At 55.6% G+C, this 22,522-nt stretch carries 19 protein-coding genes; 8 read left to right on the top strand and 11 right to left on the bottom strand.

The features are described 5' to 3' along the window. Positions 1-124: 124 nt before the first annotated feature. The gene (gltP, locus tag DW56_RS02190) at positions 125-1,438 is read right to left on the bottom strand and encodes a glutamate/aspartate:proton symporter GltP (RefSeq protein ID WP_024554237.1); all 1,314 of its coding nucleotides are present in this window, start codon (positions 1,436-1,438) and stop codon (positions 125-127) included. A gap of 426 nt (positions 1,439-1,864) precedes the next feature. On the opposite strand from gltP, the gene acs reads away from it, so the two are divergent. From acs to DW56_RS02170, 4 genes are all read left to right on the top strand, one after another. Next, positions 1,865-3,823 (top strand): acetate--CoA ligase, encoded by a 1,959-nt coding sequence (gene acs, locus DW56_RS02185; RefSeq protein WP_024554236.1) that lies wholly within the window; start codon positions 1,865-1,867, stop codon positions 3,821-3,823. A 188-nt stretch (positions 3,824-4,011) separates the two neighbouring features. Next, complete coding sequence (locus tag DW56_RS02180) at positions 4,012-4,323, top strand: DUF485 domain-containing protein (RefSeq protein ID WP_024554235.1); 312 nt, start codon at positions 4,012-4,014, stop codon at positions 4,321-4,323. After that, positions 4,320-5,978 carry a cation/acetate symporter ActP gene (actP, locus tag DW56_RS02175; RefSeq protein ID WP_024554234.1) on the top strand — a complete coding sequence of 553 codons (1,659 nt, stop codon included), beginning with the start codon at positions 4,320-4,322 and terminating at the stop codon, positions 5,976-5,978. Before DW56_RS02180 ends, actP begins: the two co-directional genes overlap by 4 nt. A 143-nt stretch (positions 5,979-6,121) precedes the next feature. Beyond that, positions 6,122-7,414 carry a Gfo/Idh/MocA family protein gene (locus tag DW56_RS02170; RefSeq protein ID WP_024554233.1) on the top strand — a complete coding sequence of 431 codons (1,293 nt, stop codon included), beginning with the start codon at positions 6,122-6,124 and terminating at the stop codon, positions 7,412-7,414. A gap of 7 nt (positions 7,415-7,421) precedes the next feature. Here the strand turns inward: DW56_RS02170 and DW56_RS02165 are convergent, their stop codons facing one another. Further along, positions 7,422-8,111, bottom strand: a complete 690-nt coding sequence (locus tag DW56_RS02165; protein WP_024554232.1) for an LrgB family protein — start codon at positions 8,109-8,111, stop codon at positions 7,422-7,424. Then, positions 8,104-8,529, bottom strand: a complete 426-nt coding sequence (locus DW56_RS02160; RefSeq protein ID WP_024554231.1) for a CidA/LrgA family protein — start codon at positions 8,527-8,529, stop codon at positions 8,104-8,106. Before DW56_RS02160 ends, DW56_RS02165 begins: the two co-directional genes overlap by 8 nt. 102 nt (positions 8,530-8,631) lie before the next feature. Between DW56_RS02160 and DW56_RS02155 the strand changes: the two genes are divergently transcribed. Continuing rightward, positions 8,632-9,525, top strand: a complete 894-nt coding sequence (locus tag DW56_RS02155; RefSeq protein ID WP_024554230.1) for a LysR family transcriptional regulator — start codon at positions 8,632-8,634, stop codon at positions 9,523-9,525. Positions 9,526-9,528: 3 nt separating this feature from the next. On the opposite strand, the gene DW56_RS02150 is transcribed toward DW56_RS02155, so the two are convergent. The 4 genes from DW56_RS02150 to soxR all read right to left on the bottom strand — a co-directional run bounded on the left by DW56_RS02150 (position 9,529) and on the right by soxR (position 14,411). Then, positions 9,529-11,175 (bottom strand): Na+/H+ antiporter, encoded by a 1,647-nt coding sequence (locus tag DW56_RS02150; protein ID WP_024554229.1) that lies wholly within the window; start codon positions 11,173-11,175, stop codon positions 9,529-9,531. A gap of 147 nt (positions 11,176-11,322) precedes the next feature. Then, positions 11,323-12,672: an NCS2 family permease gene (locus tag DW56_RS02145; protein WP_024554228.1), complete on the bottom strand. Its 1,350-nt coding sequence runs from the start codon at positions 12,670-12,672 to the stop codon at positions 11,323-11,325. A gap of 348 nt (positions 12,673-13,020) precedes the next feature. Continuing rightward, positions 13,021-13,689 carry a glutathione S-transferase family protein gene (locus tag DW56_RS02140; RefSeq protein ID WP_024554227.1) on the bottom strand — a complete coding sequence of 223 codons (669 nt, stop codon included), beginning with the start codon at positions 13,687-13,689 and terminating at the stop codon, positions 13,021-13,023. A 263-nt stretch (positions 13,690-13,952) separates the two neighbouring features. After that, positions 13,953-14,411, bottom strand: a complete 459-nt coding sequence (gene soxR, locus DW56_RS02135) for a redox-sensitive transcriptional activator SoxR (RefSeq protein WP_024554226.1) — start codon at positions 14,409-14,411, stop codon at positions 13,953-13,955. 84 nt (positions 14,412-14,495) lie between these two features. Between soxR and soxS the strand changes: the two genes are divergently transcribed. Next, the gene (soxS, locus tag DW56_RS02130; protein WP_024554225.1) at positions 14,496-14,819 is read left to right on the top strand and encodes a superoxide response transcriptional regulator SoxS; all 324 of its coding nucleotides are present in this window, start codon (positions 14,496-14,498) and stop codon (positions 14,817-14,819) included. Here the strand turns inward: soxS and DW56_RS02125 are convergent. Further along, positions 14,807-16,414: an EAL domain-containing protein gene (locus tag DW56_RS02125; RefSeq protein WP_029589715.1), complete on the bottom strand. Its 1,608-nt coding sequence runs from the start codon at positions 16,412-16,414 to the stop codon at positions 14,807-14,809. The two genes, soxS and DW56_RS02125, sit on opposite strands and share 13 nt — an antisense overlap. 1,197 nt (positions 16,415-17,611) lie before the next feature. On the opposite strand from DW56_RS02125, the gene DW56_RS02120 reads away from it, so the two are divergent. Continuing rightward, complete coding sequence (locus DW56_RS02120) at positions 17,612-17,890, top strand: YjcB family protein (protein ID WP_024554223.1); 279 nt, start codon at positions 17,612-17,614, stop codon at positions 17,888-17,890. Between the two features lie 46 nt (positions 17,891-17,936). On the opposite strand, the gene DW56_RS22595 is transcribed toward DW56_RS02120, so the two are convergent. Further along, on the bottom strand, positions 17,937-18,281 hold the full coding sequence (locus DW56_RS22595) for a hypothetical protein (RefSeq protein ID WP_024554222.1): 345 nt from the start codon (positions 18,279-18,281) through the stop codon (positions 17,937-17,939). Positions 18,282-18,539: 258 nt separating this feature from the next. Continuing rightward, a complete protein-coding gene (gene ssb1 / locus DW56_RS02110; RefSeq protein WP_024554221.1) occupies positions 18,540-19,076 on the bottom strand; it encodes a single-stranded DNA-binding protein SSB1 in 537 nt (178 codons plus the stop codon). Between the two features lie 230 nt (positions 19,077-19,306). On the opposite strand from ssb1, the gene uvrA reads away from it, so the two are divergent. Beyond that, a complete protein-coding gene (gene uvrA / locus DW56_RS02105) occupies positions 19,307-22,132 on the top strand; it encodes an excinuclease ABC subunit UvrA (protein ID WP_024554220.1) in 2,826 nt (941 codons plus the stop codon). Between the two features lie 35 nt (positions 22,133-22,167). Here uvrA and DW56_RS02100 read toward each other — a convergent pair whose 3' ends face one another. Then, positions 22,168-22,521 carry an MmcQ/YjbR family DNA-binding protein gene (locus DW56_RS02100; protein WP_024554219.1) on the bottom strand — a complete coding sequence of 118 codons (354 nt, stop codon included), beginning with the start codon at positions 22,519-22,521 and terminating at the stop codon, positions 22,168-22,170. Position 22,522 lies beyond the last annotated feature (1 nt).

Raw genomic sequence — 22,522 nt, 5'->3', positions numbered from 1 at the left:
ATGGCGAGAGCGGTGAGGAAAAATTATTACGGATTGATGCGGGAAGTGTAAGCCGCGTCACAGGCGCGCGTTGCAGGTTGTGAAGGAAAGCCCATAAAAAACCCCGCCGAAGCGGGGTTTGAGGTTAGCGACTGGCCGTTTTATCAAACTTGCCGAGCACGTCGCGCTCGTAGGCCAGCGACTTTTTACGGTCGAATTTGTGTTCCCACTTGGCGATAACCAGCACCGCCAGCGCATTGCCCACCACGTTAAGCGCGGTGCGCGCCATATCCAGGATACGGTCGACGCCCGCAATAAACGCCAGGCCTTCCAGCGGAATGCCGACGCTGCCAAGGGTCGCCAGCAGCACGACAAAAGAGACGCCCGGTACGCCGGCGATGCCCTTTGAGGTCACCATCAGCGTCAGCACCAGGATAATCTCCTGACCCAGCGACAGCTCAATGCCGTAAAGCTGGGCGATAAAGATAGCCGCGATACTCTGGTAAAGCGTGGAGCCGTCAAGGTTGAAGGAGTAGCCGGTTGGCACCACGAAGCTGGTGATAGAAGCAGGCGCGCCATAGGCTTCCATCTTCTCAATGATGCGCGGCAGCACGCTCTCGGAGCTGGCAGTGGAATACGCCAGAATCAGTTCATCCTTCAGGATGCGGATAAGCGTCCAGACACGCAGGCCGCACATCCGCGCCACCGCGCCCAGCACGACCAGCGCGAAGAACAGAATGGCGACATAAACCAGAATCACCAGCTTGGCGAGCGGCCACAGCGACGCAAAACCGAAGTTGGCCACCGTCACGGAAATCAGCGCGAACACCCCCACCGGTGCGTAGCGCATCACCATATGGGTGACTTTGAACATGGTTTCGGAAATGGAGCGGAACACGGTCACCAGCGGTTCACGGTGCGTGGCGGGCAATGAAGAAAGCCCCAAACCAAACAGCACCGAGAAGAAGATGATCGGCAGCATGTCGCCCTTCACCATCGAGGCGAAGATGTTGGTCGGCACCAGCGACAGGATAGTCCCCATCAACCCGTGCGCGTGGCTCTGCACCTCTTCGGTAGTATGCTGATATTTCGAAATATCTACCGCCGCAAGCTGCGACATATCAATGCCGCTGCCCGGCTGGAAAACGTTCGCGAGCGTGATGCCCAGAACGATCGCAACCGTGGTAATGATTTCGAAATAGATAATGGTTTTAGCGCCGATGCGTCCTAACTGCTTCGCATCGCCCACGCCGGCAATGCCGACGACCAGGGTAGAGATAACAATCGGCACCACGATCATTTTAATGAGGTGGATGAAGATATCTCCGGCGGGAGAAAGCAGATTCGCCACCAGCCATTCACGGCTGTCGGTTTGATAGTGGAGGAAACTGCCCAGAAGAATACCCAGCACCAGGGCCAGCAGAATTTGCCAGGCCAGGCTGACTTTACTGTTTTTCATAACGACTACACTTCCTGAATCAAAAGCGCCATTCCCATGCGTACTCGAATGAGAACGTCACAAACTGAAAGGGGTATGACAAACGTTGGGTGATGATGTGGGGTTTTTTAACGCGTTTAATCAGTACCACTTGCACGGCATGCTGCGCAACCCTTCCAGAACAGTCTTATTCACTGAAAATTAGCGATTAACGCCGAGTTTATGACAGTTTTATTTCATAACGCACTGTTATTAAACGAATAAAATATCAGACGCGTTAAATAATCATTCTTATGAATTATTTTCCCTGAAAGATTCGTTTGCTGAATTTTCATACAGCGAAAACTTAGCGTGATCTGTCGCCCAAATAATAAACAAAGCAGGCAATAGCCCTACAATTAACTTTTGCGTGACATATCATTAACATCTTCAAGGAGAAAAAAAGCCATGAGCCAAATACATAAACACCCTATTCCCGCAAACATTGCGGAACGTTGCCTGATTAATCCGGAGCAGTATGACGCTTATTATCAGCAATCTGTTCACGATCCTGACGCTTTCTGGGGTGAACAGGGCAAAATCCTTGACTGGATCAAGCCTTACCAGAAAGTAAAAAACACCTCTTTCGCCCCCGGCAATATTTCCATTAAATGGTATGAAGACGGCACGCTGAACCTGGCGGCCAACTGTCTCGACAGACACCTGCGCGAGCGCGGCGACCAGACGGCCATCATCTGGGAAGGCGATGACGCCAGCCAGAGCAAAAATATCACTTACCGCGAACTGCACCGCGACGTTTGCCGCTTTGCCAATACGCTTGCCGATCTCGGTATTAAAAAAGGCGATGTGGTGGCGATCTATATGCCTATGGTGCCGGAAGCCGCTGTGGCGATGCTTGCCTGCGCGCGCATCGGCGCGGTGCATTCCGTCATTTTTGGCGGCTTTTCACCGGAAGCGGTGGCAGGCCGCATCATTGACTCCAGCTCGCGGCTGGTTATTACCGCCGATGAAGGCATTCGTGCGGGACGCACCATTCCGCTGAAGAAAAACGTCGACGACGCGCTGAAAAATCCGGGCGTGACGAGCGTTGAGCACGTGGTAGTGCTCAAACGCACCGGCGGCAATATCGACTGGCAGCAAGGGCGCGATCTCTGGTGGAACGAGCTGGTGGAAAAAGCCAGCGCTCATCATCAGCCAGTGGAAGTGAACGCCGAAGATCCGCTTTTTATCCTTTACACCTCGGGTTCTACCGGCAAACCGAAAGGGGTGCTGCACACCACCGGCGGTTATCTGGTTTACGCGGCTACCACCTTTAAATATGTCTTCGACTACCATCCGGGCGACGTTTACTGGTGCACCGCCGATGTGGGCTGGGTAACCGGCCACAGCTACCTGCTTTACGGCCCGCTCGCCTGCGGCGCCACCACGCTGATGTTCGAAGGGGTGCCGAACTGGCCTGCGCCGAACCGCATGGCGCAGGTTGTGGACAAACACAAAGTGAATATTCTCTACACCGCACCGACTGCTATCCGCGCGCTGATGGCCGAAGGGGATAAAGCCATTGACGGCACCGACCGCTCTTCGCTGCGCATTCTCGGCTCCGTGGGCGAACCGATCAACCCGGAAGCCTGGGAGTGGTACTGGAAAAAAATCGGCAACGAGAAATGCCCGGTCATGGACACCTGGTGGCAGACGGAAACGGGCGGCTTCATGATTACCCCGCTGCCCGGCGCGACCGAACTGAAAGCCGGTTCCGCCACGCGTCCTTTCTTCGGCGTAAAGCCTGCGCTGGTAGATAACGAAGGCAACCCGCAAAACGGCGCTACCGAGGGCAACCTGGTTATCACCGACTCCTGGCCCGGCCAGGCGCGCACGCTGTTTGGCGACCATGAGCGTTTCGAGCAGACCTATTTCTCGACCTTTAAAAATATGTACTTCAGCGGCGACGGCGCGCGGCGCGATGAAGACGGTTATTACTGGATAACCGGCCGCGTGGATGATGTGCTGAACGTTTCCGGCCACCGTCTTGGCACTGCGGAGATTGAATCGGCGTTAGTTTCGCACCCGAAAATCGCCGAAGCCGCGGTAGTGGGCATTCCGCATAACATAAAAGGGCAGGCGATTTACGCTTACGTCACCCTGAACCATGGCGAAGAGCCAACGCCGGAACTGTATGCCGAAGTGCGTAATTGGGTGCGTAAAGAGATTGGCCCGCTTGCCACCCCGGACGTGCTGCACTGGACCGACTCCTTGCCGAAAACCCGCTCCGGCAAAATCATGCGCCGCATTCTGCGCAAGATCGCCGCGGGCGATACCAGCAACTTTGGCGACACCTCCACGCTCGCCGATCCCGGCGTGGTGGAGAAACTGCTCGAAGAGAAGCAGTCCATCGCCATGCCGTCTTAACTTCTCACCTTAACGCCTCTCCCCGACCGGGGAGAGGAGATAATGACCAACCTGTACCTTGCCCTCCCTGAAGAAGTTGCTGTCGCAGGAAGGCGACGAATGGACGCCGCCTCAACGCAGGCGGCCGCCCGTCGAAGCCGGACGCTGCGACAGGAAGGACCAAGGGGTATACCTCTGGAGATGCTGTGATGAATGAACAAATTTATCAAAGGATAGAAGACAGTACGCATTTCAGGGAGCTGGTGGAGAAACGACAGCGGTTCGCCGGGATTCTGTCGTTAATCGTACTGGTGATTTACGTCAGCTTTATTTTGCTTATCGCCTTCGCGCCCGGCTGGCTCGGTACGCCGCTGTCGCCCGGCAGCAGCATTACCCGCGGCATCCCCATCGGCGTCGGCGTGATTGTTATCTCGTTTATTCTGACCGGGGTGTATGTCTGGCGCGCCAACGGCGAGTTTGACCGCCTGAACCGCGAAGTGCTGCGCGAGGTGAAAGCATGAAGCGTATTCTGACCGCGCTTAGCGCGCCGCTCCTTATGACACCCTTCGCCAGCCGCGCCGCCGATGCCCTGAGCGGCGCGGTACAGCGCCAGCCAACCAACTGGCAGGCGATCATCATGTTTATCGTCTTTGTGGCGTTCACGCTTGGCATCACGTACTGGGCTTCGAAACGCACCCGCACGCGCAGCGATTACTACACCGCTGGCGGCAATATCACCGGTCTGCAAAACGGCCTGGCGATTGCGGGCGACTATATGTCGGCCGCGTCGTTTCTCGGCATCTCCGCGCTGGTATTCACCTCCGGTTACGACGGGCTTATCTACTCGCTGGGCTTCCTGGTGGGCTGGCCGATCATTCTGTTCCTGATCGCCGAGCGGCTGCGCAACCTGGGGAAATATACTTTTGCCGACGTTGCCTCTTATCGCCTTAAGCAAGGGCCGATTCGCGTGCTTTCCGCCTGCGGCTCGCTGGTGGTGGTCGCGCTTTATCTCATCGCCCAGATGGTAGGCGCAGGCAAACTCATTCAGCTGCTGTTCGGCCTGAATTACCATATCGCCGTGGTGCTGGTCGGCGTGCTGATGGTGATGTATGTGCTGTTCGGCGGCATGCTCGCCACCACATGGGTGCAGATTATCAAGGCGGTATTGTTGCTGTTCGGCGCAAGCTTCATGGCCTTTATGGTGATGAAACACGTCGGCTTTAGCTTCAACAATCTGTTCTCTGAAGCCATGGCGGTGCACCCGAAAGGCAGCGCCATCATGAGCCCCGGCGGGCTGGTGAAAGATCCGGTCTCCGCCCTGTCGCTGGGCCTTGGGCTGATGTTCGGCACCGCAGGCCTGCCGCATATCCTGATGCGCTTTTTCACCGTGAGCGATGCCCGCGAAGCGCGTAAAAGCGTCTTCTACGCCACTGGTTTTATGGGTTACTTCTACATTCTGACCTTTATTATCGGTTTCGGCGCCATCATGCTGGTGGGCGCAAACCCGGTGTTTAAAGACGCCACCGGCGCGCTGATTGGCGGCAATAACATGGCGGCGGTGCATCTGGCGAATGCCGTGGGCGGCAACCTGTTCCTCGGCTTTATCTCTGCCGTGGCCTTCGCGACCATCCTCGCCGTGGTAGCCGGGCTGACGCTTGCGGGCGCGTCGGCGGTATCGCATGACCTTTACGCCAACGTATTCCGCAAAGGCGCTTCCGAGCGCGAAGAGTTGCGGGCGTCGAAAATCACCGTGCTGGTGCTCGGCGTCATCGCTATTTTGCTGGGCATCCTGTTCGAGAACCAGAACATCGCCTTCATGGTGGGGCTGGCCTTCTCCATCGCCGCGAGCTGCAACTTCCCTATCATCCTGCTCTCCATGTACTGGTCGAAGCTGACCACCCGTGGCGCGATGGTGGGCGGCTGGCTGGGGCTGCTGACGGCGGTAGTGTTGATGATTCTGGGCCCGACGATCTGGGTGCAGGTGCTCGGCCATGCGGCGCCTGTCTTCCCGTATGAGTATCCGGCGCTGTTTTCAATCGCTGTCGCCTTTATCGGCATCTGGTTCTTCTCAATAACCGACAACAGCGCGTCGGGCAATCTTGAGCGCGAACAGTTCCGCGCCCAGTTTATCCGTTCGCAAACGGGTCTGGGCATTGAGCAGGGCCGCGCGCACTAACCTTCTTCCCCGGTCATTTTGGCCGGGGATCACATTTCCTCCCTCTTGTTCTGTCTCTCTTTCGCCATAGCGCTACATTAGAAAAATGAAACGGTGTTTTTATTTATTCATTCTGTTAATTCATTTTAGCTAACGAGGATGCTATGAAGCACTATGCTCTGGTAGGAACCGGCGGGCGCGCGGGTCTTTACATTGACGCGATCGGCGGTAAATGGCGTGAAAGCGCGAAGCTGGTGGCCTTTTGCGACAGCAACCAGACGCGCATGCAGTACGCCAATGGTCTGCTGGAAAAAGCAGGCGCGCAGCCTGCTTCGCTGTGGCAGGCGGAGCATTTTGAGGCGATGATCCGCGAAACGCGCCCGGAGACGATTATCGTCACCACGATGGATCGCACCCATGATGAGTATATCGTTCGCGCCCTGCGCGCAGGCTGCGATGTCATCACCGAAAAGCCGATGACCATCGACGAGCCGCGCGCGCTGCGCATTCTGGACGCCATCGAAGAGACGGGCCGCCAGGTGCGCGTCGCCTTCAACTACCGCTACGCGCCGCACCACAGCACAGTGCGGGAACTGCTGATGAACGGCACGATAGGCGAGGTCTTTTCAGTTCATTTCGAGTGGCTGCTGAATACCGAGCACGGCGCCGATTATTTCCGCCGCTGGCACCGGGAGAAACGCAACAGCGGCGGCCTGCTGGTGCATAAATCCACGCACCACTTCGACCTGATGAACTTCTGGCTGAACAGCTATCCACAGCGGGTGTATGCCGAGGGCGACCTGCGCTTTTATGGCCGGGAAAATGCCGAAAAGCGCGGCGTAAAAGATTTTTATCCGCGCGCCCACGGCTACGCGGCGGCGAAAGACGACCCGTTCGCGCTGCACATGGCGGATAACCCGCAGCTTAAAGGGTTGTATCTCGATGCTGAACATGAAGATAACTACTATCGCGACCAGAGCGTCTTTAGCGATGGCATTACCATTGAAGATACGATGTCGGTGCTGATGAAATACCAGAACCAGACGCAACTGACCTACTCGCTCAACGCTTATCTGCCGCTGGAAGGGCTTAACGTGGTGTTTAACGGCAGCCGCGGGCGGCTTGAGATGAAGCTGGTGGAAAATTCGTATGTGAATGGCGGAGGCTTGCGCGAGGCAGAGGGAAGCCTTGATCGCTGCGATATCACGGTCTATCCGCTGTTCGGGGCGCCCTGGAAAGCGGAATTCGCGATGGGCGAAGGTGGGCACGGCGGCGGCGATAACGCCATGCTGGCGGATCTCTTCGGCGAGCCGGGCGACGACCCGTTAAAGCGCGCCGCCGATCACCGCGCTGGCGCGCTGTCGATTCTGACCGGCATTGCCGCCAACCGCGCCATCGCGCAACAGCGCCCGGTGCATTTCAGCGAGTTTGAACTGCTTCGCCGGCTGCAAAAATAGCGTCGGTTCAGAACATCAGGCGCGCCACCAGCGGCGCAATAAGCACCATCACCACGCCGGAGAGCATCATCACCAGGCTCGCGATGGTGCCTTCCTGCGGACCAAGCTCATAAGCGCGCGCCGTGCCTGCGCCATGCGAGGCGGCGCCGAAACCGGCGCCCTTTGCAAGCCCGGCGTTGATGGAAAGCCGCAGAAAAAGCACATCGCCGACCGCCATGCCGAAGACGCCGGTAATCACCACAAACAGCGCCACCAGGTCCGCCTGCCCGCCAATCGGCCCGGCCGCCGCCAGCGCGAAAGGAGTAGTGACAGAACGAACCGCCAGGCTGCGCTGGATCTCATCCGGCAATGTAAAAAGACGCGCCAGCCATACCGAACTGGTTACCGCCACCACCGTCGCGGTAATAACGCCTGCGGAAAGCGACAGCCAGTGGCGCTTAATAACCGCCAGGTTGTCGTACACGGGCACTGCAAAAGCGATGGTCGCCGGGCCAAGCAGCCAGAGCAGCCAGTGGGTTTCGCCAATATAGTTTTGATAAGAGATATGGCCGAACACCAGCATCAGCACCAGCAGCAACGGCGTGAACACTAGCGGCATCAGCGGCAGGGCGCGAAAACGACGGTAGAGTTTTTTATTGGCGAAATAGAGCGCGACGGTGACCACCAGGCAGAGCGCGCTTAACGTGAAATTACTCATGGCGCCCCTGTTTGCGCGCCTCGCGCGCCAGCTCAAAGCGGTACACTTTATCCACGACCCAGGCGGTGGCGCCCAGTACCAGCACCGTGCTGAGCGCAATCACCAGAAAAATGCGCCAGCCCTCAACCATCAGCAACTGCGCATAGTTCACCACCGCCACCACGGCCGGCACGAAGAAAAGCAGCATTTCCGCCAGCAGCCAGCGCGCGCCAGCCCGCACCCAGCTCAGCGGCAGCACGCGGAATACAATCAGCGCCAGCATTAACAGCATGCCGACAAGGTTGGCGGGAAGCGGCAAATGCAGCGCGTTCACCAGGCTTTCTGCAAGCAGAAATAGCCCGACATAAAGAAGAACCTGAAGCGCGATTTGCAGCGGGCGGGTCACGGCAGGCGTAAAGCGACGTAACGCCAGGATCATGGTCAACATTCCAGAAAAAACGGCAGAGCGCCAGTATAGGCAGCGCCACTGCGGCGGCGAAATGAATTAAACTCATTGCAGCTATAGTTTGAAGGAATAGTTATGGATATCAGAACGCTGCGGTACTTTGTCGAGGTGGTGCGCCAGCAAAGCTTTACCCGCGCGGCGCAGAATCTTTTCGTCACCCAGCCCACCATCAGCAAGATGTTGCGCAACCTGGAGGACGAGCTTAACTGCACGCTGCTTATCCGCGACGGGCGCAGGCTGCTGCTGACCGACACCGGCCGCGTGGTCTATGAACGCGGCCTCACTATTCTTGCCGAATTTCGCCAGCTCGAATCAGAACTCAGCGACATTAACCACCTCAACAAAGGCGTGCTGCGCCTTGGCATACCGCCCATGGTGGGGATGACGATGGCGGGCCCCATCAGCCTTTACCGCCAGCGCTATCCGGGCGTGGAGCTAAAAATTTCCGAATTCGGCGGGCTGACCGTGCAGCAAGCCGTGCTCAACGGCGAACTCGATCTGGCGATTACCGCGCTGCCCGTTGAGGAAGAGAGCAGCTTCGCCGCCCTGCCCCTGTTCAGCCATCCGCTCTGCGTGCTCGCTCCCCGCTCCGGCATCTGGCTGCGCCGCAAGTCTGTCGAACCGCAGCAGCTGGCGAGCGAACCGCTGCTTATCTACAACGAAGATTTCGCCTTAAGCCGCCAGCTTATGCAGCTTTTTAGCGCGCATGAGATTAAGCCGCGCATTGCCGTGCGCAGCGGCCAGTGGGATTTTCTGGCGGCGATGGTGCAGGCAGGCGTAGGCGTCGCCATCTTGCCCGAGCCTGTTTGTGAAAAGCTCGATAAAACCACGCTGATGTGGCTGCCGCTGGAAAGCGATTTGCGCTGGGAGCTGGGAATGATCTGGCGCGAGGGGGTTTATCTGTCGCAGAGCGCGCAGGCGTGGATAGCCTGCTGTAAAACGTTCTGGCCCGCCGGAGCGGGCCAGTAAGGCTTAGTTTTTCTCGCTTAACAAGGCTTCGAGCAGATCCAGGTCGCGCAGCATTTTCATCAACGTTTCGTTGCTTATCTGCTGCGTGGCGCGCAGGTGATAAAGCTCCCCGCGCTCGGCGTTCAGCGCCGCCAGGCGAAAACGCCGCTCAAGGCTCTCTTCAAGCTCGCTGTTTTCCACATCGTTACGCCCGTCGGCGCGGCGACGCAGGTTGCCGATAACCCTCGAGCTGACTTCGCGCAGCAGGTCGTCATCGATGTTCTCATTAACATCTGCCGCCAGGCGCTCTTCTTTTTTCTGCACAGCGGTGATAGCCACCTCAGCCAGAAGCGATCTGACTTTGCGCTCTTCTTTGCGCGCCAGGGCGTGATCCGCCACTTCCACTTTTTGCAGCAGGATGGGCAGCATAATAACGCCGACGATCAGCGAGAAAAGAATGACGCCCATCGCCAGGAAAATCAGCTCATAGCGCGCCGGGAAGAGCGAACCGTCCGGCAGCAGCAATGGAATGGAGAGCACGCCGGCAAGCGTAATGGCGCCGCGCACGCCGGCAAAAGAGGCGATAAACAGCTCGCGCGTGGTGTAAGAACCAAACTCCATCGGCTTTTTAGTGAGGAAACGACGGCTAAAGCGCTTCATGACCCACAACCAGGCGAAACGCACCGCGATAAGCGCCACGTAGATAAGCACGATGTCGAGGAAGAGCATCCAGACTTCGACATTCGGATCCAGCTCCGCCTGAGCGAGAGAGCCTTCCAGAATGCCCGGCAGTTGCAGGCCCAGCATCAGGAAAACCATGCCGTTAAAGACAAACTCCAGCATCGACCAGACGCTGTTGGCGCGCAGTCGCATGGCGAGCGGCGCACGGCGCAGCACGCCGGAACGGGTGATGGTCATGCCTGCCGCTACGGCGGCCAGAATGCCGGAAACGCCGATGTGTTCGGCAATCAGGTACGAGGCGAACGGTAGCAGCAGCAGCATCAGCGTCTGGGTGGCGGGCTCATCGCCGCCCCAGCGGCTCAGCAGGCGCAGCGAGCGACCATAGAGCCAGCTTACTGCGATACCCGCGAGCAAGCCGCCAATCGCCACTTTGAGAAACTCGACCGTCGCGCCGCCTACGGTGAAGACCATTGTCCCCATCGCCACGGCCACGGCGAATTTCAACGCCACCAGGCCGGAAGCGTCGTTCATCAACGCCTCGCCCTGCAAAATACCCATGATTTTCTTCGGAATGCGCCCTTCGCCCACGATGCCGGACAGCGCCACGGCGTCGGTCGGCGACAGCACCGCCGCCAGCGCAAAGGCCGGGATAAGCGGAATGCCCGGCACCATCCAGTAGATGAGAAAGCCGATGCCGACCACGGTAATAACGACGAGCGCCAGCGCGAGGCCGATTATCTCCCGGCCGTGTTCAAGAAATTCCCGCGTTGGGGTTTTCCAGCCGTCGGCAAACAGCAACGGCGGGATAAAGAGCACCAGAAAGAGTTCTGGGTTGAAATCCACATGCAGGCCAAAGCGCGGCCAGGCAAGCAGCGCCCCGATGGCGATTTGCATGAGCGGGAGCGGGATTTGGAAGGGAAGCACTCGCGTCGCTACCCCGGAGAGGGAGACCACAAGGGTCATGATGAGAATGGTAAAAAAGATTTCCATGCGTTCCTTCGATTACGGTGTGTTTTGTATCAGAAATGCGCTGTTGTGCCCTGATAATAGAACATCGTCATCAATCAAAAGAAAACAAGATGTGCCTTAAAGCGGGAAAAAACGGGCGGCCGATGCCGCCCGTCTGAGAAGAAACGCTTAGATAGCCCAGCCGCCTGCGTAAAAAGCGACCAGCGCAATGGCGATAACTACGGTGCCGATATTGAGCTTGCGGAACTCGCCGGAGACGATGCGGCCAATAACAAGCGAAGCGAAGCCAATCATGATGCCGGTGACGATATTGCAGGTCAGAACGATAAACACGGCGGTAATGAGGCCCGCCATAGCGTCCACAAAGTCCGCGAAATCGATCTTCGCCACGTTGCTCAGCATCAGCAGGCCGACATACATCAGCGCCGGCGCAGTGGCGTAAGCGGGCACCAGATAAGAGAGCGGCGAGAGGAACAGGATGAGCAAGAACAGCACGCCGACGGTCAGCGCCGTCAGGCCGGTTTTGCCGCCTGCCGCCGTCCCGGCTGCGGATTCAATATAAACCGCCGCAGGGGCTGCGCCCACGACGCCTGAGAAGACGCTGGAGAGCGAATCGGTGGTCAGCGCTTTGCCGCCGTCGATGATTTGCCCGTCTTTATCCAGCAGGTTCGCCTGACCCGCCACCGCGCGGATGGTGCCGGTAGCGTCGAATACCGCCGTCATGACCAGCGCCAGCACGCTTGGGATCACCACCGGGTTGAGGGCGCCCATAATATCGAGACTGCCGATAAGCGAATGACCCTGCTCATCTTTCAGCGAAGGCATGGCGAAGATGCCGGAGAAGTGCACCGCCGGGTCGAAAATCAGCCCAACTACCGAGATGCCGATGATCGTCAGCAGAATGCCGCCCGGAACTTTCAGTTTTTCCAGGCCGATGATCACCGCCAGGCCAATCAGCGACATGATAACCGGGAAGCTGGCGAAGTGGCCGAGCGCGACCGGCAGGCCGTCCAGCGGGTTTTTGATAACCAGCCCGACGCCGTTTGCAGCGATGAGCAGCAGGAACAGGCCGATACCAATGCCGGTGCCGTGCGCAACCCCTTGCGGCAGGTTACGCAAAATCCAGCTGCGAATGCCGGTGGCGGAAATAATGGTAAACAGCACGCCCATCAGGAACACGGCGCCAAGCGCGACCGGCACGCTGATCTGCTGGCCGAGCACCAGGCTGAACGCGGTAAAAGCGGTCAGTGAGATAGCGCAGCCGATAGCCAGCGGCAGATTCGCCCACAGCCCCATAATGATGGAGCCAAAACCGGCCACGAGACAGGTGGCGACAAACACGGCGGCAGGTGGGAAGCCTGCTTTGCCCAGCATGCCCGGCACGACGATAACGGAGTAAACCATCGCGAGAAAGGTCGTAAGACCCGCGACCACTTCCTGACGGACGGTGCTGCCGCGCGCTGAAATTTTAAAGAAGGCGTCAAGCGAACCGCCGGTACGCGCTGAAGGCGTAGACATAATGAAACATCCCCTGAGATTTTTATGGTTTCGCTTCTACGCGTGGTGGACAACCCACTGCCGATCAAACGTCAATTCCCTGGCTGAGTGCGTGGCAAAGGTGGGGGCCACGCAAAGCAAACGTTTAACTCCGCGCGTAAAAACGGCTCGTCAATTTAAGGCAAACGATTATCCAGCCTTCCTGCGGGGATTTTCAACATAACTTTCCCGCTTTTCATGAAAAACGCCGCTGGCTGGTTAATTAATCGTCGCGTTATGCGCAAACGATATCGTTAATGCGCAAGTTCGCAACAATTATGCACAATAGCGTTTTTGTTTTTGCCATGCCTCATAGGGTTTTCGCATGCTTCAGGCGCCAGGAAGCGTAAAAGGACCGCCTTTTTCCATGGCGCGCTGGTAAGCCGGACGCGCCTCTATATTCTTTTTCCAGGCTTCCAGCTGCGGCACATCGCTGACCCCGCCGCGCGCGAGCAGCGCGATAACCGGAAAACTCATCTGAATATCCGCCATGCTGAAGGTTTGCCCGGCGAACCAGGGATGTTGTTTAAGATGGTTTTCAATAAATTGCGTATGCGTGGCAATTTGCTTGTTGAGATAAGCCTTTTGCACCCCCTGCCCTAACGCCTTGCCGATGGTGCGAAAGCCAAGCGGCACCGGCTTTTTGCCAAGGCTTGAAAACACCAGCTTCATCATTAACAGCGGCATCAGCGAGCCTTCGGCGTAATGCAGCCAGAAGCGGTAATCGAGTTTTTCCGCCGGGTTCTGCGGCTTTAGCTTCTGTTCGCTGTCGTACGTTTCCTGCAAATATTCCAGAATGGCGCCAGACTCGACCAGCTTATGGCCGTTATCTTCCAGTACCGGCGACTTGCCGAGCGGATGCACTTTTTTCAGCGATTCGGGCGCCAGCATGGTTGCTTCCCGCTGATAGCGCACTATCTGGTAGGGCTGGTTTAGCTCTTCCAGCGCCCAGAGAATGCGCTGCGAACGGGAGTTGTTAAGATGATGGACAGTCAGCATGGCCTAACCTCGTGTTTAATCAGTTAAATACACTATAGGTAACGGGCCGCCATGCCGGAGGCGGCAGTGAATAAAAAAACGCCGGATTTGCCTGAAAAAGGCGGGGATCAACTATACTTGCAGTGTCGGCGCAGCCCGGACCCTCCAGCATGATACTACCGAGGGGCGCGATGTCGGGGGAAACCCTCCCGTGAGACAGCGGGATAGAGCGAAAGACCAAGACCGGAAAACCCGAAAGCGCCCGTTATGGGCGCTTTCGTTTTTTATTCCTCTTCCAGCAAGCGCGCGCCGGTGCCCTGCTCCCCCAGTTTATCGTTCGGGTTACGCAGTGGGCAGTCGCTGCGGGACAAACAGCCGCAGCCAATACAGCCATCCAGATCGTCTCTTAGCGATACCAGCGTTTTGATACGCCGGTCCAGCTCTTCGCGCCACTGCGACGAAAGCTGTTTCCATTCCTTTGCGCTTAGGGTGTGTCCGTCCGGCAGAATGCCGAACGCTTCGCCAACGGTGGCAAGCGGTATGCCGATCCGTTGCGCGATTTTGATAATGGCTACGTAGCGCAGCACATCCCTTGAGTAGCGGCGTTGATTACCTGCATTGCGGGTGCTTTTTATCAACCCTTTGCTTTCGTAGAAATGAAGCGCGGAGACGGCGACGCCGCTGCGCTTCGCCACTTCGCCGGGCGTCAGCAGATGCTTAAGCCGGGGCATTTTCTTATCCATAGGGCTTTACCTCAAGTTAACTTGAGGAATTATACTCGGCCTCATAACGCACGGCTAATCGATAATCAATGAAGAGGATGTCTTATGTCGCACCAGGAAATCATCCACACGCTGACGGAATGGATTGATGAGCATATTGACCAGCCACTGAATATTGACGTGGTGGCGAAAAAGTCGGGTTATTCGAAATGGTATTTACAGCGGATGTTTCGTACGGTGATGCGTCAGACGCTGGGCGAATACATTCGTCAGCGCCGGTTGCTGCTGGCGGCGCAGGAGTTGCGCAGTACCCGACGGCCTATCTTTGATATCGCCATGGATTATGGCTACGTTTCACAGCAAACTTTCTCACGGATTTTCAGACGCGAATTCGACCGTACGCCGTCTGATTACCGTCACAGCGCCTGATGCATGACCCCAGGCGTTGAACAGACTGGCTGAGAGGAGGCGGGACTCTGATTCAGCCAGGCGATAAATTCCGGCAAGGCCAGCGCTTTTGAAAAATACCATCCCTGACAATATTGCACGCCCCGCTTTAATAACCAGCTGACCTGATCGGCGCTTTCCACCCCTTCGGCGACGATCTTAAGCCGCAGGCTTTGCGCCATTTCGATAATATGCTCGACAATAAGATGGCTGGTGCTGTTGGTCGCCAGCGTATCGATAAAAGATTTATCAATCTTCAGAATATCGACGTTCAGCGAATAAAGATTATGCAGGTTGGAATAGCCAGTGCCGAAATCATCAATCGCGACTTCAAACCCGGACTGGCGAAACGCCTGAATAACCGGCGTGGTTTTAGGCACGTCAATAAAGCCCCGCTCTGTCACCTCAATCTTAATTTGCTGCGCACGAACACCATACTGCTTATTTTTTTCTTCAATTAACGCAATCAGGCGCGAGGAGTGAAAATCAGAAGCGGATAAGTTGATTGAGATATAAATTTCCGGATGTGAAGAAAGATAGTTTCCTAAATCGTTGAACAGCTCTTCTACTACGTAATCGGTGACTTTAGCGATTAACCCTTCCTGTTCGGCGAGAGGGATAAATTCCGCCGGGCTCATCACCTGGCCGTTGTAGGCGGGCCAGCGAAGTAGCGCCTCGGCGCCGACGCAAAGCCCGCGCTGAATATCGATAATAGGCTGGTAGTGCAGCCGTAATTGCCTTTTCTGTATTGCGCGCTGTAATAACCGGCGTGGTGAATTAAACTGTTGCAGCGTTCTTGACCATATTAACAAAATGATGGCGCTACAGATGAACCCCAACGGCAACATGAATGAAATTTGTCTGTGCCACTCCTGATAGAATCTTATATCAGAGGTGGAAACGATAATCGCAACCGGACGCTTAGGCGAATGCGCGATGGCGTAAAAGCGAGCATCCTGCTGAAAAACTTCTTCTTTATGGGTAAGCAGCGGCAGGAATTTATTGCTTTGCGCATGATCGCTTAACGAAAAGAATTGCCGCGTCGCTGTATCATAAACACCATAAGTTAAGTCTGCGTCATCGGTCATCACCTCGCCGTAGGCGAGAGGATTTATTACTGCGACATAATTCCCCTTACGCATATAAACCATTTTATGGCCAGCATAGAAGGGCGTGTCACGATAATAGTAGATAGCGATATCACTATTATGAACATAATTCGCCTGCGACATCGTATAAGGCTCGTCCATAACGGTAGAGCAGAGGAAATTATCGCCATCAGCGTAAATAAGATCGTTTACATATAATTGGCCACGCACAATATCCAGCATGTTATTGCGATGCGCAGGCGTACAAACCGCCCCCTGATATTGCTCTGCCTCACTACGCGCCAGATCCGCATCCTGCACAACAACTTCGGTTTTATCGAGTACAAGTTGCGCAAACGAACGCAGGTGATCGCGCGTGTCATTCACTGCGCGTAAATGGGCAAACCATAGCGTCAGCATCACGGGGAGCAAAATCACCATGATGATACCGAAAATTCGCAACGCCTGACGTTGTGCCCTGTGATTCATTATGGCCTCATATCCCTGCTGTCTGTGACACATTTAGGCGGAAAGGACACTTTCGCAAACAGGTGATTACGTTGCATGAATCAACGAACATTGGCAATAGGGATTTCAATTTATAAAGCTAATATTTAAGCCTGGATAACTAAATTTGCCGTAGGGAAAATGGTGGCGGTGATTTAATTTTTCTTAAGTAAAATATTCACCGCATGAGACAGGAGAAATTTCCGCCAATTTGCTGTCAAATAAGTATTTAATGCAAATTTGTTTTATTTGCTGCAAAAATAATCATTATTCGCAGGGCTAAATACTTTACTGCCGCGCAGCAACCGCGCTTCGTCTGTAGCAGGCTCCGATGCGATGAGAACTGACGCCTGTCGAAAAGCGGTAAATGGCCGGAGGTTGTCTCTCTTCTGGCGTGCCGCTTACGTGCTAACGCTAAGCATGGCTAAAGCAACGCCCGTAGCGCCTGCTATGTCCCGGTACGCACTCGCATTTGTGAAAAATGTCATTTGCGCTGGTTTCACACACCTTTTTTATGCGTCGCTTTTGATACAGCAAAGATAGCTTCAGGGAAAACCTGACGGAGCAAATGTAAAACCCGGCGGCGGAACAAGCCGCTCGCCGGGAGAATGTCCAGCCTGGAAAACAATTCAGGTTAGACAGGTCGGGCATACTGCTTTTATTAGGTGCTGTGTGTGTCTTTAACTGCAACCGCTTTTTTACGCACTCGTGGCATGCCCGCAGGCATACTTATTAGTGAATACTAAAAGCGATGCGGATTTACGATAATAAGAATGAAGCCATATATAATATATAGTGTATTTTTAAAATAATCCGGCTCTAACTTGTTAATTTAAAAAGCGAACAAAACAAAGAGCCACAGAAGCATAATCCATAAGAGGTAAACTGTAAATAACACGCCACTAAAGTCTGCTGGTTAATTATCTAACGTCTCTTTAAAAATCCGTTTCCTGCACGTTATTGCAGCCTACTTAAATTTATTTAGCCCATGATCGCTATATTCATTCAAATTTTTTGTTGTCAGGTGATAAGAAATTCAGACTGGTCAACAAAAAAGCAAATGTGATATAGTTCACACTTCTGATGCAAGTCTGCAATTCATTCTTTTGGCCTACGATCGACGCCGCCCTGACGAAGGCGCTGCGCGAACGTAGCAAACGTGTCTTTGAGGAACGGTTGATGGCTACCCTGGCTACCAGTGTTGTACTGATGCGCTGGCAAATTTTAAGCGCGGTATTAATGTTTATGGCAAGCACGCTCAACGTGCAATTTCGTAAATCCGATTATCAGGCGCTGGCCTTTATCAGCAGCGGGCTTGGGATCGCAGCGTCTTGCTGGTTTGCCACGGGTTTGCTGGGAATATCGCTGGATTTTGCCGCCATCTGGACACATACCAAAGACGTTATGCTGGAAATAATGAGCCATACGCCGCCAGAATGGCCGATGGTTATTACCTGATAATAATTTGATATGAAATAAAAGCCTCTGATCAGAGGCTTTTATTTTACATGCAGCCTGCGCAACTGGTGCAACGCCAGTCAGCGCAATTAACTGCCCGCCAGAAAAAACGATAATAGCGTTCCTCCAGTGGAATATGATTTTCATAAAAGCAATCTGTCAGCCAGTCGACGTGTTCCACAATCCATTCATCTTCTTCAAGCCCGTCAGCAAAGGTTTCATCTTCCGGATCAATAATGGAATAGATGCCATACGTTCCCATCGCTTTTTCCTGCCAGCTTTGCGGCAGAATTACGGGTTTACCGGCAAAAGTGATTATCCAGTGGCCGTGACAGAGCAAATTACCGTTGCGGCTCCAGGCGGCAGTGAAAGGGTTAGCCTCCTCAGTCATCCTTCTTTTCCCTTTAGCAGTCATGCCTGCTGGCGGTAGCTGGCGGGATTGTCAGGAAAAACCGTCTGGCAGGCTGGAGGAAAAAGCATGACACCCTGCTGCCTGTGGGGAAATGCTAACTAAGGGGTAGCGCAAGCTACCTCTGCGGTTTTGCAGCCTTACGCGCTTAATATATCTCGCCCATAAAAAAACCCCGCCTGAGCAGGGTTCTTATCGTGACAGCGCATGCGCTTACCTGTCGGTATGCTTGCTGGCTTATCAGAACGGGATATCGTCGTCGAAATCCATCGGCGGCTCGTTGGAGGGCGCCGGAGACTGCTGCGGACGCGACTGCGCGCCGCCGCTGAACTGCGCATTGCCGCCCTGCGGCTGTTGCGGTTGACCCCAGCCGCCTTGCTGGCCGCCACCCTGCGACTGACCGCCGCCCATCGGTGCGCCGCCGCCCTGACGGCCGCCCAGCATCTGCATGGTGCCGCCCACGTTTACCACCACTTCGGTAGAGTAGCGATCCTGGCCGCTCTGGTCCTGCCATTTACGGGTGCGCAGTTGGCCTTCGATATAAATCTGGGAACCTTTACGCAGGTATTCGCCAGCGACTTCCGCCAGTTTTCCGTACAGCACCACGCTGTGCCATTCGGTCACTTCTTTCATTTCGCCGGTTTGCTTATCACGCCAGGATTCCGACGTCGCCAGGCGCAGGTTCGCCACGGCTCCGCCGTTCGGCATGTAGCGCACTTCCGGGTCCTGCCCCAGATTACCGACGAGAATCACCTTGTTTACGCCTCTGCTGGCCATGTTCGTGTCTCCTGAAAATCGTTTCTATATAGTGTAAACAGTCAATTCTAACACGCTAGCCCCCAGGAGTGATACCCGCGAGCCAGCTTCCAGAAATGTTCACCCATTATACACTGTTGCAAATAAATACTGGATATCCATTCAGGTTAAATTGTGTCATAATTAACCGTTTCTGGCCGCCGGTTGTCCTTCAAACACCCAGGCATTAGCGTTCAATCCAGGATAGGTGAATGGATAAGATCGAAGTACGGGGCGCCCGCACGCACAATCTCAAAAATATCAATCTCGTCATCCCGCGCGACAAGCTCATTGTCGTCACCGGCCTCTCCGGTTCCGGTAAGTCCTCACTGGCTTTCGACACCCTGTATGCTGAAGGGCAGCGTCGCTATGTAGAATCCCTCTCTGCGTATGCGCGCCAGTTCCTTTCGCTGATGGAAAAGCCGGATGTCGACCATATCGAAGGGCTTTCGCCTGCGATTTCTATCGAGCAGAAGTCGACGTCGCATAACCCGCGTTCCACCGTGGGGACGATTACCGAAATCCACGACTACCTGCGTCTGCTTTATGCCCGCGTGGGCGAGCCGCGCTGCCCGGACCACGGCGTGCCGCTCGCAGCGCAAACGGTAAGCCAGATGGTGGATAACGTGCTGGCGCTGCCGGAAGGCAAACGGCTGATGTTGCTGGCGCCGGTGATAAAAGAGCGTAAAGGCGAACACACCAAAACGCTGGAGAATCTGGCAAGCCAGGGCTATATCCGCGCGCGTATCGATGGCGAAGTGTGCGATCTCTCCGATCCGCCGAAGCTTGAGCTACAGAAAAAACACACCATTGAAGTGGTGGTGGATCGCTTTAAGGTGCGTGAAGATCTGGCCCAGCGCCTGGCGGAATCGTTCGAGACCGCGCTGGAGCTCTCCGGCGGCACGGCGGTTGTGGCGAATATGGATGATGCGAATGAAGAGGAGTTGCTTTTCTCCGCAAACTTCGCCTGCCCGATTTGCGGCTACAGCATGCGCGAGCTGGAACCGCGTCTTTTCTCGTTCAACAACCCGGCGGGCGCTTGCCCTACCTGCGACGGCCTCGGCGTACAGCAATATTTCGACCCGGATCGCGTGGTGCAAAATGGCGAACTTTCCCTGGCTGGCGGCGCCATCCGCGGCTGGGATCGCCGTAACTTTTACTATTTCCAGATGCTGCGCTCGCTCGCCGATCACTATAAGTTCGACGTAGAAGCGCCGTGGAATACGCTGAGCGCGACAGTGCAAAAAGCGGTGCTGTTCGGTTCCGGCAAAGAGACTATCGAGTTTAAATACATCAACGACCGCGGCGATACCTCGGTGCGCCGTCATCCGTTTGAAGGCGTGCTGCACAATATGGAGCGTCGCTATAAAGAGACGGAATCCACCGCGGTGCGCGAAGACCTGGCGAAGTTTATCAGCAACCGCCCATGCGCAACCTGCGAAGGCACGCGCCTGCGTCGCGAAGCGCGCCATGTGTTTGTCGAAGATACGGCGCTGCCAACGATTTCCGACATGAGCATCGGCCATGCAATGGATTTCTTCACCAATCTGAAGCTTTCCGGCCAGCGTGCGAAAATCGCAGAAAAAGTGCTGAAAGAGATTGGCGACCGCCTGAAGTTTCTTGTCAACGTCGGCCTGAACTATCTGACGCTCTCCCGTTCGGCGGAAACGTTGTCCGGCGGCGAAGCGCAGCGCATCCGTCTGGCGAGCCAGATTGGCGCGGGTCTTGTTGGCGTAATGTATGTGCTGGATGAACCTTCTATCGGTTTGCACCAGCGCGACAACGAACGTCTGCTCGGCACGCTCATTCACCTGCGCGACCTCGGCAACACGGTGATTGTGGTCGAGCATGATGAAGACGCTATCCGCGCCGCCGACCATGTTATCGACATCGGCCCTGGCGCTGGCGTACACGGCGGCCAGGTCGTGGCGGAAGGCCCGCTGGACGCCATTATGGCGGTGCCGGAGTCGTTAACGGGCCAGTTCATGAGCGGCCAACGTAAAATAGAAGTGCCGAAAGAACGCGTGAAGGCGGACCCGGAAAAAGTGCTGAAGTTAACCGGCGCCCGCGGCAACAACCTGAAGGACGTAACGCTGACGCTGCCGGTGGGGCTTTTCACCTGTGTGACCGGCGTTTCCGGCTCAGGTAAATCGACGCTGATTAACGATACGCTCTTCCCCATCGCCCAGCGCCAGCTTAACGGCGCCACCATTGCCGAACCTGCGCCGTATCGCGACGTGCAGGGCATGGAGCATTTCGACAAGGTGATTGATATCGACCAGAGCCCGATTGGCCGCACGCCGCGCTCTAACCCGGCGACCTACACTGGCGTTTTCACACCGGTGCGCGAGCTTTTCGCCGGCGTGCCGGAATCGCGCTCGCGCGGTTATACGCCGGGTCGCTTCAGCTTTAACGTGCGCGGCGGGCGCTGCGAGGCGTGCCAGGGCGATGGCGTTATTAAAGTAGAAATGCACTTCCTGCCGGATATTTATGTGCCGTGCGATCAGTGCAAAGGCAAGCGCTATAACCGTGAAACGCTGGAGATTAAATACAAAGGCAAAACCATTCACGAAGTGCTGGATATGACCATCGAAGAGGCCCGCGAGTTCTTCGATGCGGTGCCTGCGCTGGCCCGTAAACTGCAAACGCTGATGGATGTAGGGCTAACCTATATTCGCCTCGGCCAGTCCGCCACCACGCTTTCCGGCGGTGAAGCGCAGCGCGTGAAGCTGGCTCGCGAGCTTTCCAAACGCGGCACCGGGCAAACGCTTTACATTCTGGATGAACCGACAACCGGCCTGCACTTTGCAGATATCCAGCAACTGCTGGAAGTACTGCATCAGTTAAGGGATCAGGGCAATACCATCGTGGTGATTGAGCATAACCTGGACGTGATCAAAACCGCCGACTGGATTGTCGATTTAGGTCCCGAAGGCGGCAGCGGCGGTGGGGAAATTCTGGTTTCCGGCACCCCGGAAACCGTAGCGGAGTGCAAAGAATCGCATACCGCGCGTTTCCTTAAACCGCTCCTGAAGTAATCTACCCGCGCCGTTGTTTTCAACGGCGCTTTTTTTTACACGGAAAGTTGCTGTCGCGTTTGCTCAGACAGCAGCCCCAGCGCCTGCTGATAAGAGGCATCCACCAGGTAATAAATTTGCGAATCGGGCAAATTACCGTCCAGATAAACGGTGCTCCAGTGCGCTTTATTTAAATGGGCGCTCGGAAAGACGTCTTCATGTTTCTGGCGCAGCAGTTCGGCCAGTTCCGGGCTGCTTTTCAGCGACACCGCCGGACGCCCCTCCACGTCATGAACCATGGCGTAAAGCACGTCCGCTACTTTGATTTGCGTGGCCTTCCAGTCGCTGTGCACGCTTTGTTCGGCGCCAGGTTTATTCATGCAGTATTGCAACAGCTCCGAGTTGGTCATC

It is taken from the genome of Franconibacter helveticus LMG 23732 (genome assembly GCF_000463115.2).
GTDB lineage: Bacteria > Pseudomonadota > Gammaproteobacteria > Enterobacterales > Enterobacteriaceae > Franconibacter > Franconibacter helveticus.
The sequence above is the reverse complement of the archived record's forward strand: the minus strand, read 5'-3'. Positions and strand labels throughout refer to the sequence as shown.

Bases quoted from the DNA above. Each gene is read 5' to 3' on its own strand.
- DW56_RS02120 (WP_024554223.1), top strand. From the start codon at position 17,612: ATGGCTACCCTGGCTACCAGTGTTGTACTGATGCGCTGGCAAATTTTA.
- DW56_RS02180 (WP_024554235.1), top strand. From the start codon at position 4,012: ATGAATGAACAAATTTATCAAAGGATAGAAGACAGTACGCATTTCAGG.
- gltP (WP_024554237.1), bottom strand. From the start codon at position 1,438: ATGAAAAACAGTAAAGTCAGCCTGGCCTGGCAAATTCTGCTGGCCCTG.
- soxS (WP_024554225.1), top strand. From the start codon at position 14,496: ATGTCGCACCAGGAAATCATCCACACGCTGACGGAATGGATTGATGAG.
- DW56_RS02155 (WP_024554230.1), top strand. From the start codon at position 8,632: ATGGATATCAGAACGCTGCGGTACTTTGTCGAGGTGGTGCGCCAGCAA.
- acs (WP_024554236.1), top strand. From the start codon at position 1,865: ATGAGCCAAATACATAAACACCCTATTCCCGCAAACATTGCGGAACGT.
- ssb1 (WP_024554221.1), bottom strand. From the start codon at position 19,076: ATGGCCAGCAGAGGCGTAAACAAGGTGATTCTCGTCGGTAATCTGGGG.
- DW56_RS22595 (WP_024554222.1), bottom strand. From the start codon at position 18,281: ATGACTGAGGAGGCTAACCCTTTCACTGCCGCCTGGAGCCGCAACGGT.
- actP (WP_024554234.1), top strand. From the start codon at position 4,320: ATGAAGCGTATTCTGACCGCGCTTAGCGCGCCGCTCCTTATGACACCC.
- DW56_RS02150 (WP_024554229.1), bottom strand. From the start codon at position 11,175: ATGGAAATCTTTTTTACCATTCTCATCATGACCCTTGTGGTCTCCCTC.
- DW56_RS02145 (WP_024554228.1), bottom strand. From the start codon at position 12,672: ATGTCTACGCCTTCAGCGCGTACCGGCGGTTCGCTTGACGCCTTCTTT.
- DW56_RS02125 (WP_029589715.1), bottom strand. From the start codon at position 16,414: ATGAATCACAGGGCACAACGTCAGGCGTTGCGAATTTTCGGTATCATC.
- soxR (WP_024554226.1), bottom strand. From the start codon at position 14,411: ATGGATAAGAAAATGCCCCGGCTTAAGCATCTGCTGACGCCCGGCGAA.
- DW56_RS02160 (WP_024554231.1), bottom strand. From the start codon at position 8,529: ATGATCCTGGCGTTACGTCGCTTTACGCCTGCCGTGACCCGCCCGCTG.
- DW56_RS02100 (WP_024554219.1), bottom strand. From the start codon at position 22,521: ATGACCAACTCGGAGCTGTTGCAATACTGCATGAATAAACCTGGCGCC.
- DW56_RS02170 (WP_024554233.1), top strand. From the start codon at position 6,122: ATGAAGCACTATGCTCTGGTAGGAACCGGCGGGCGCGCGGGTCTTTAC.
- DW56_RS02140 (WP_024554227.1), bottom strand. From the start codon at position 13,689: ATGCTGACTGTCCATCATCTTAACAACTCCCGTTCGCAGCGCATTCTC.
- uvrA (WP_024554220.1), top strand. From the start codon at position 19,307: ATGGATAAGATCGAAGTACGGGGCGCCCGCACGCACAATCTCAAAAAT.
- DW56_RS02165 (WP_024554232.1), bottom strand. From the start codon at position 8,111: ATGAGTAATTTCACGTTAAGCGCGCTCTGCCTGGTGGTCACCGTCGCG.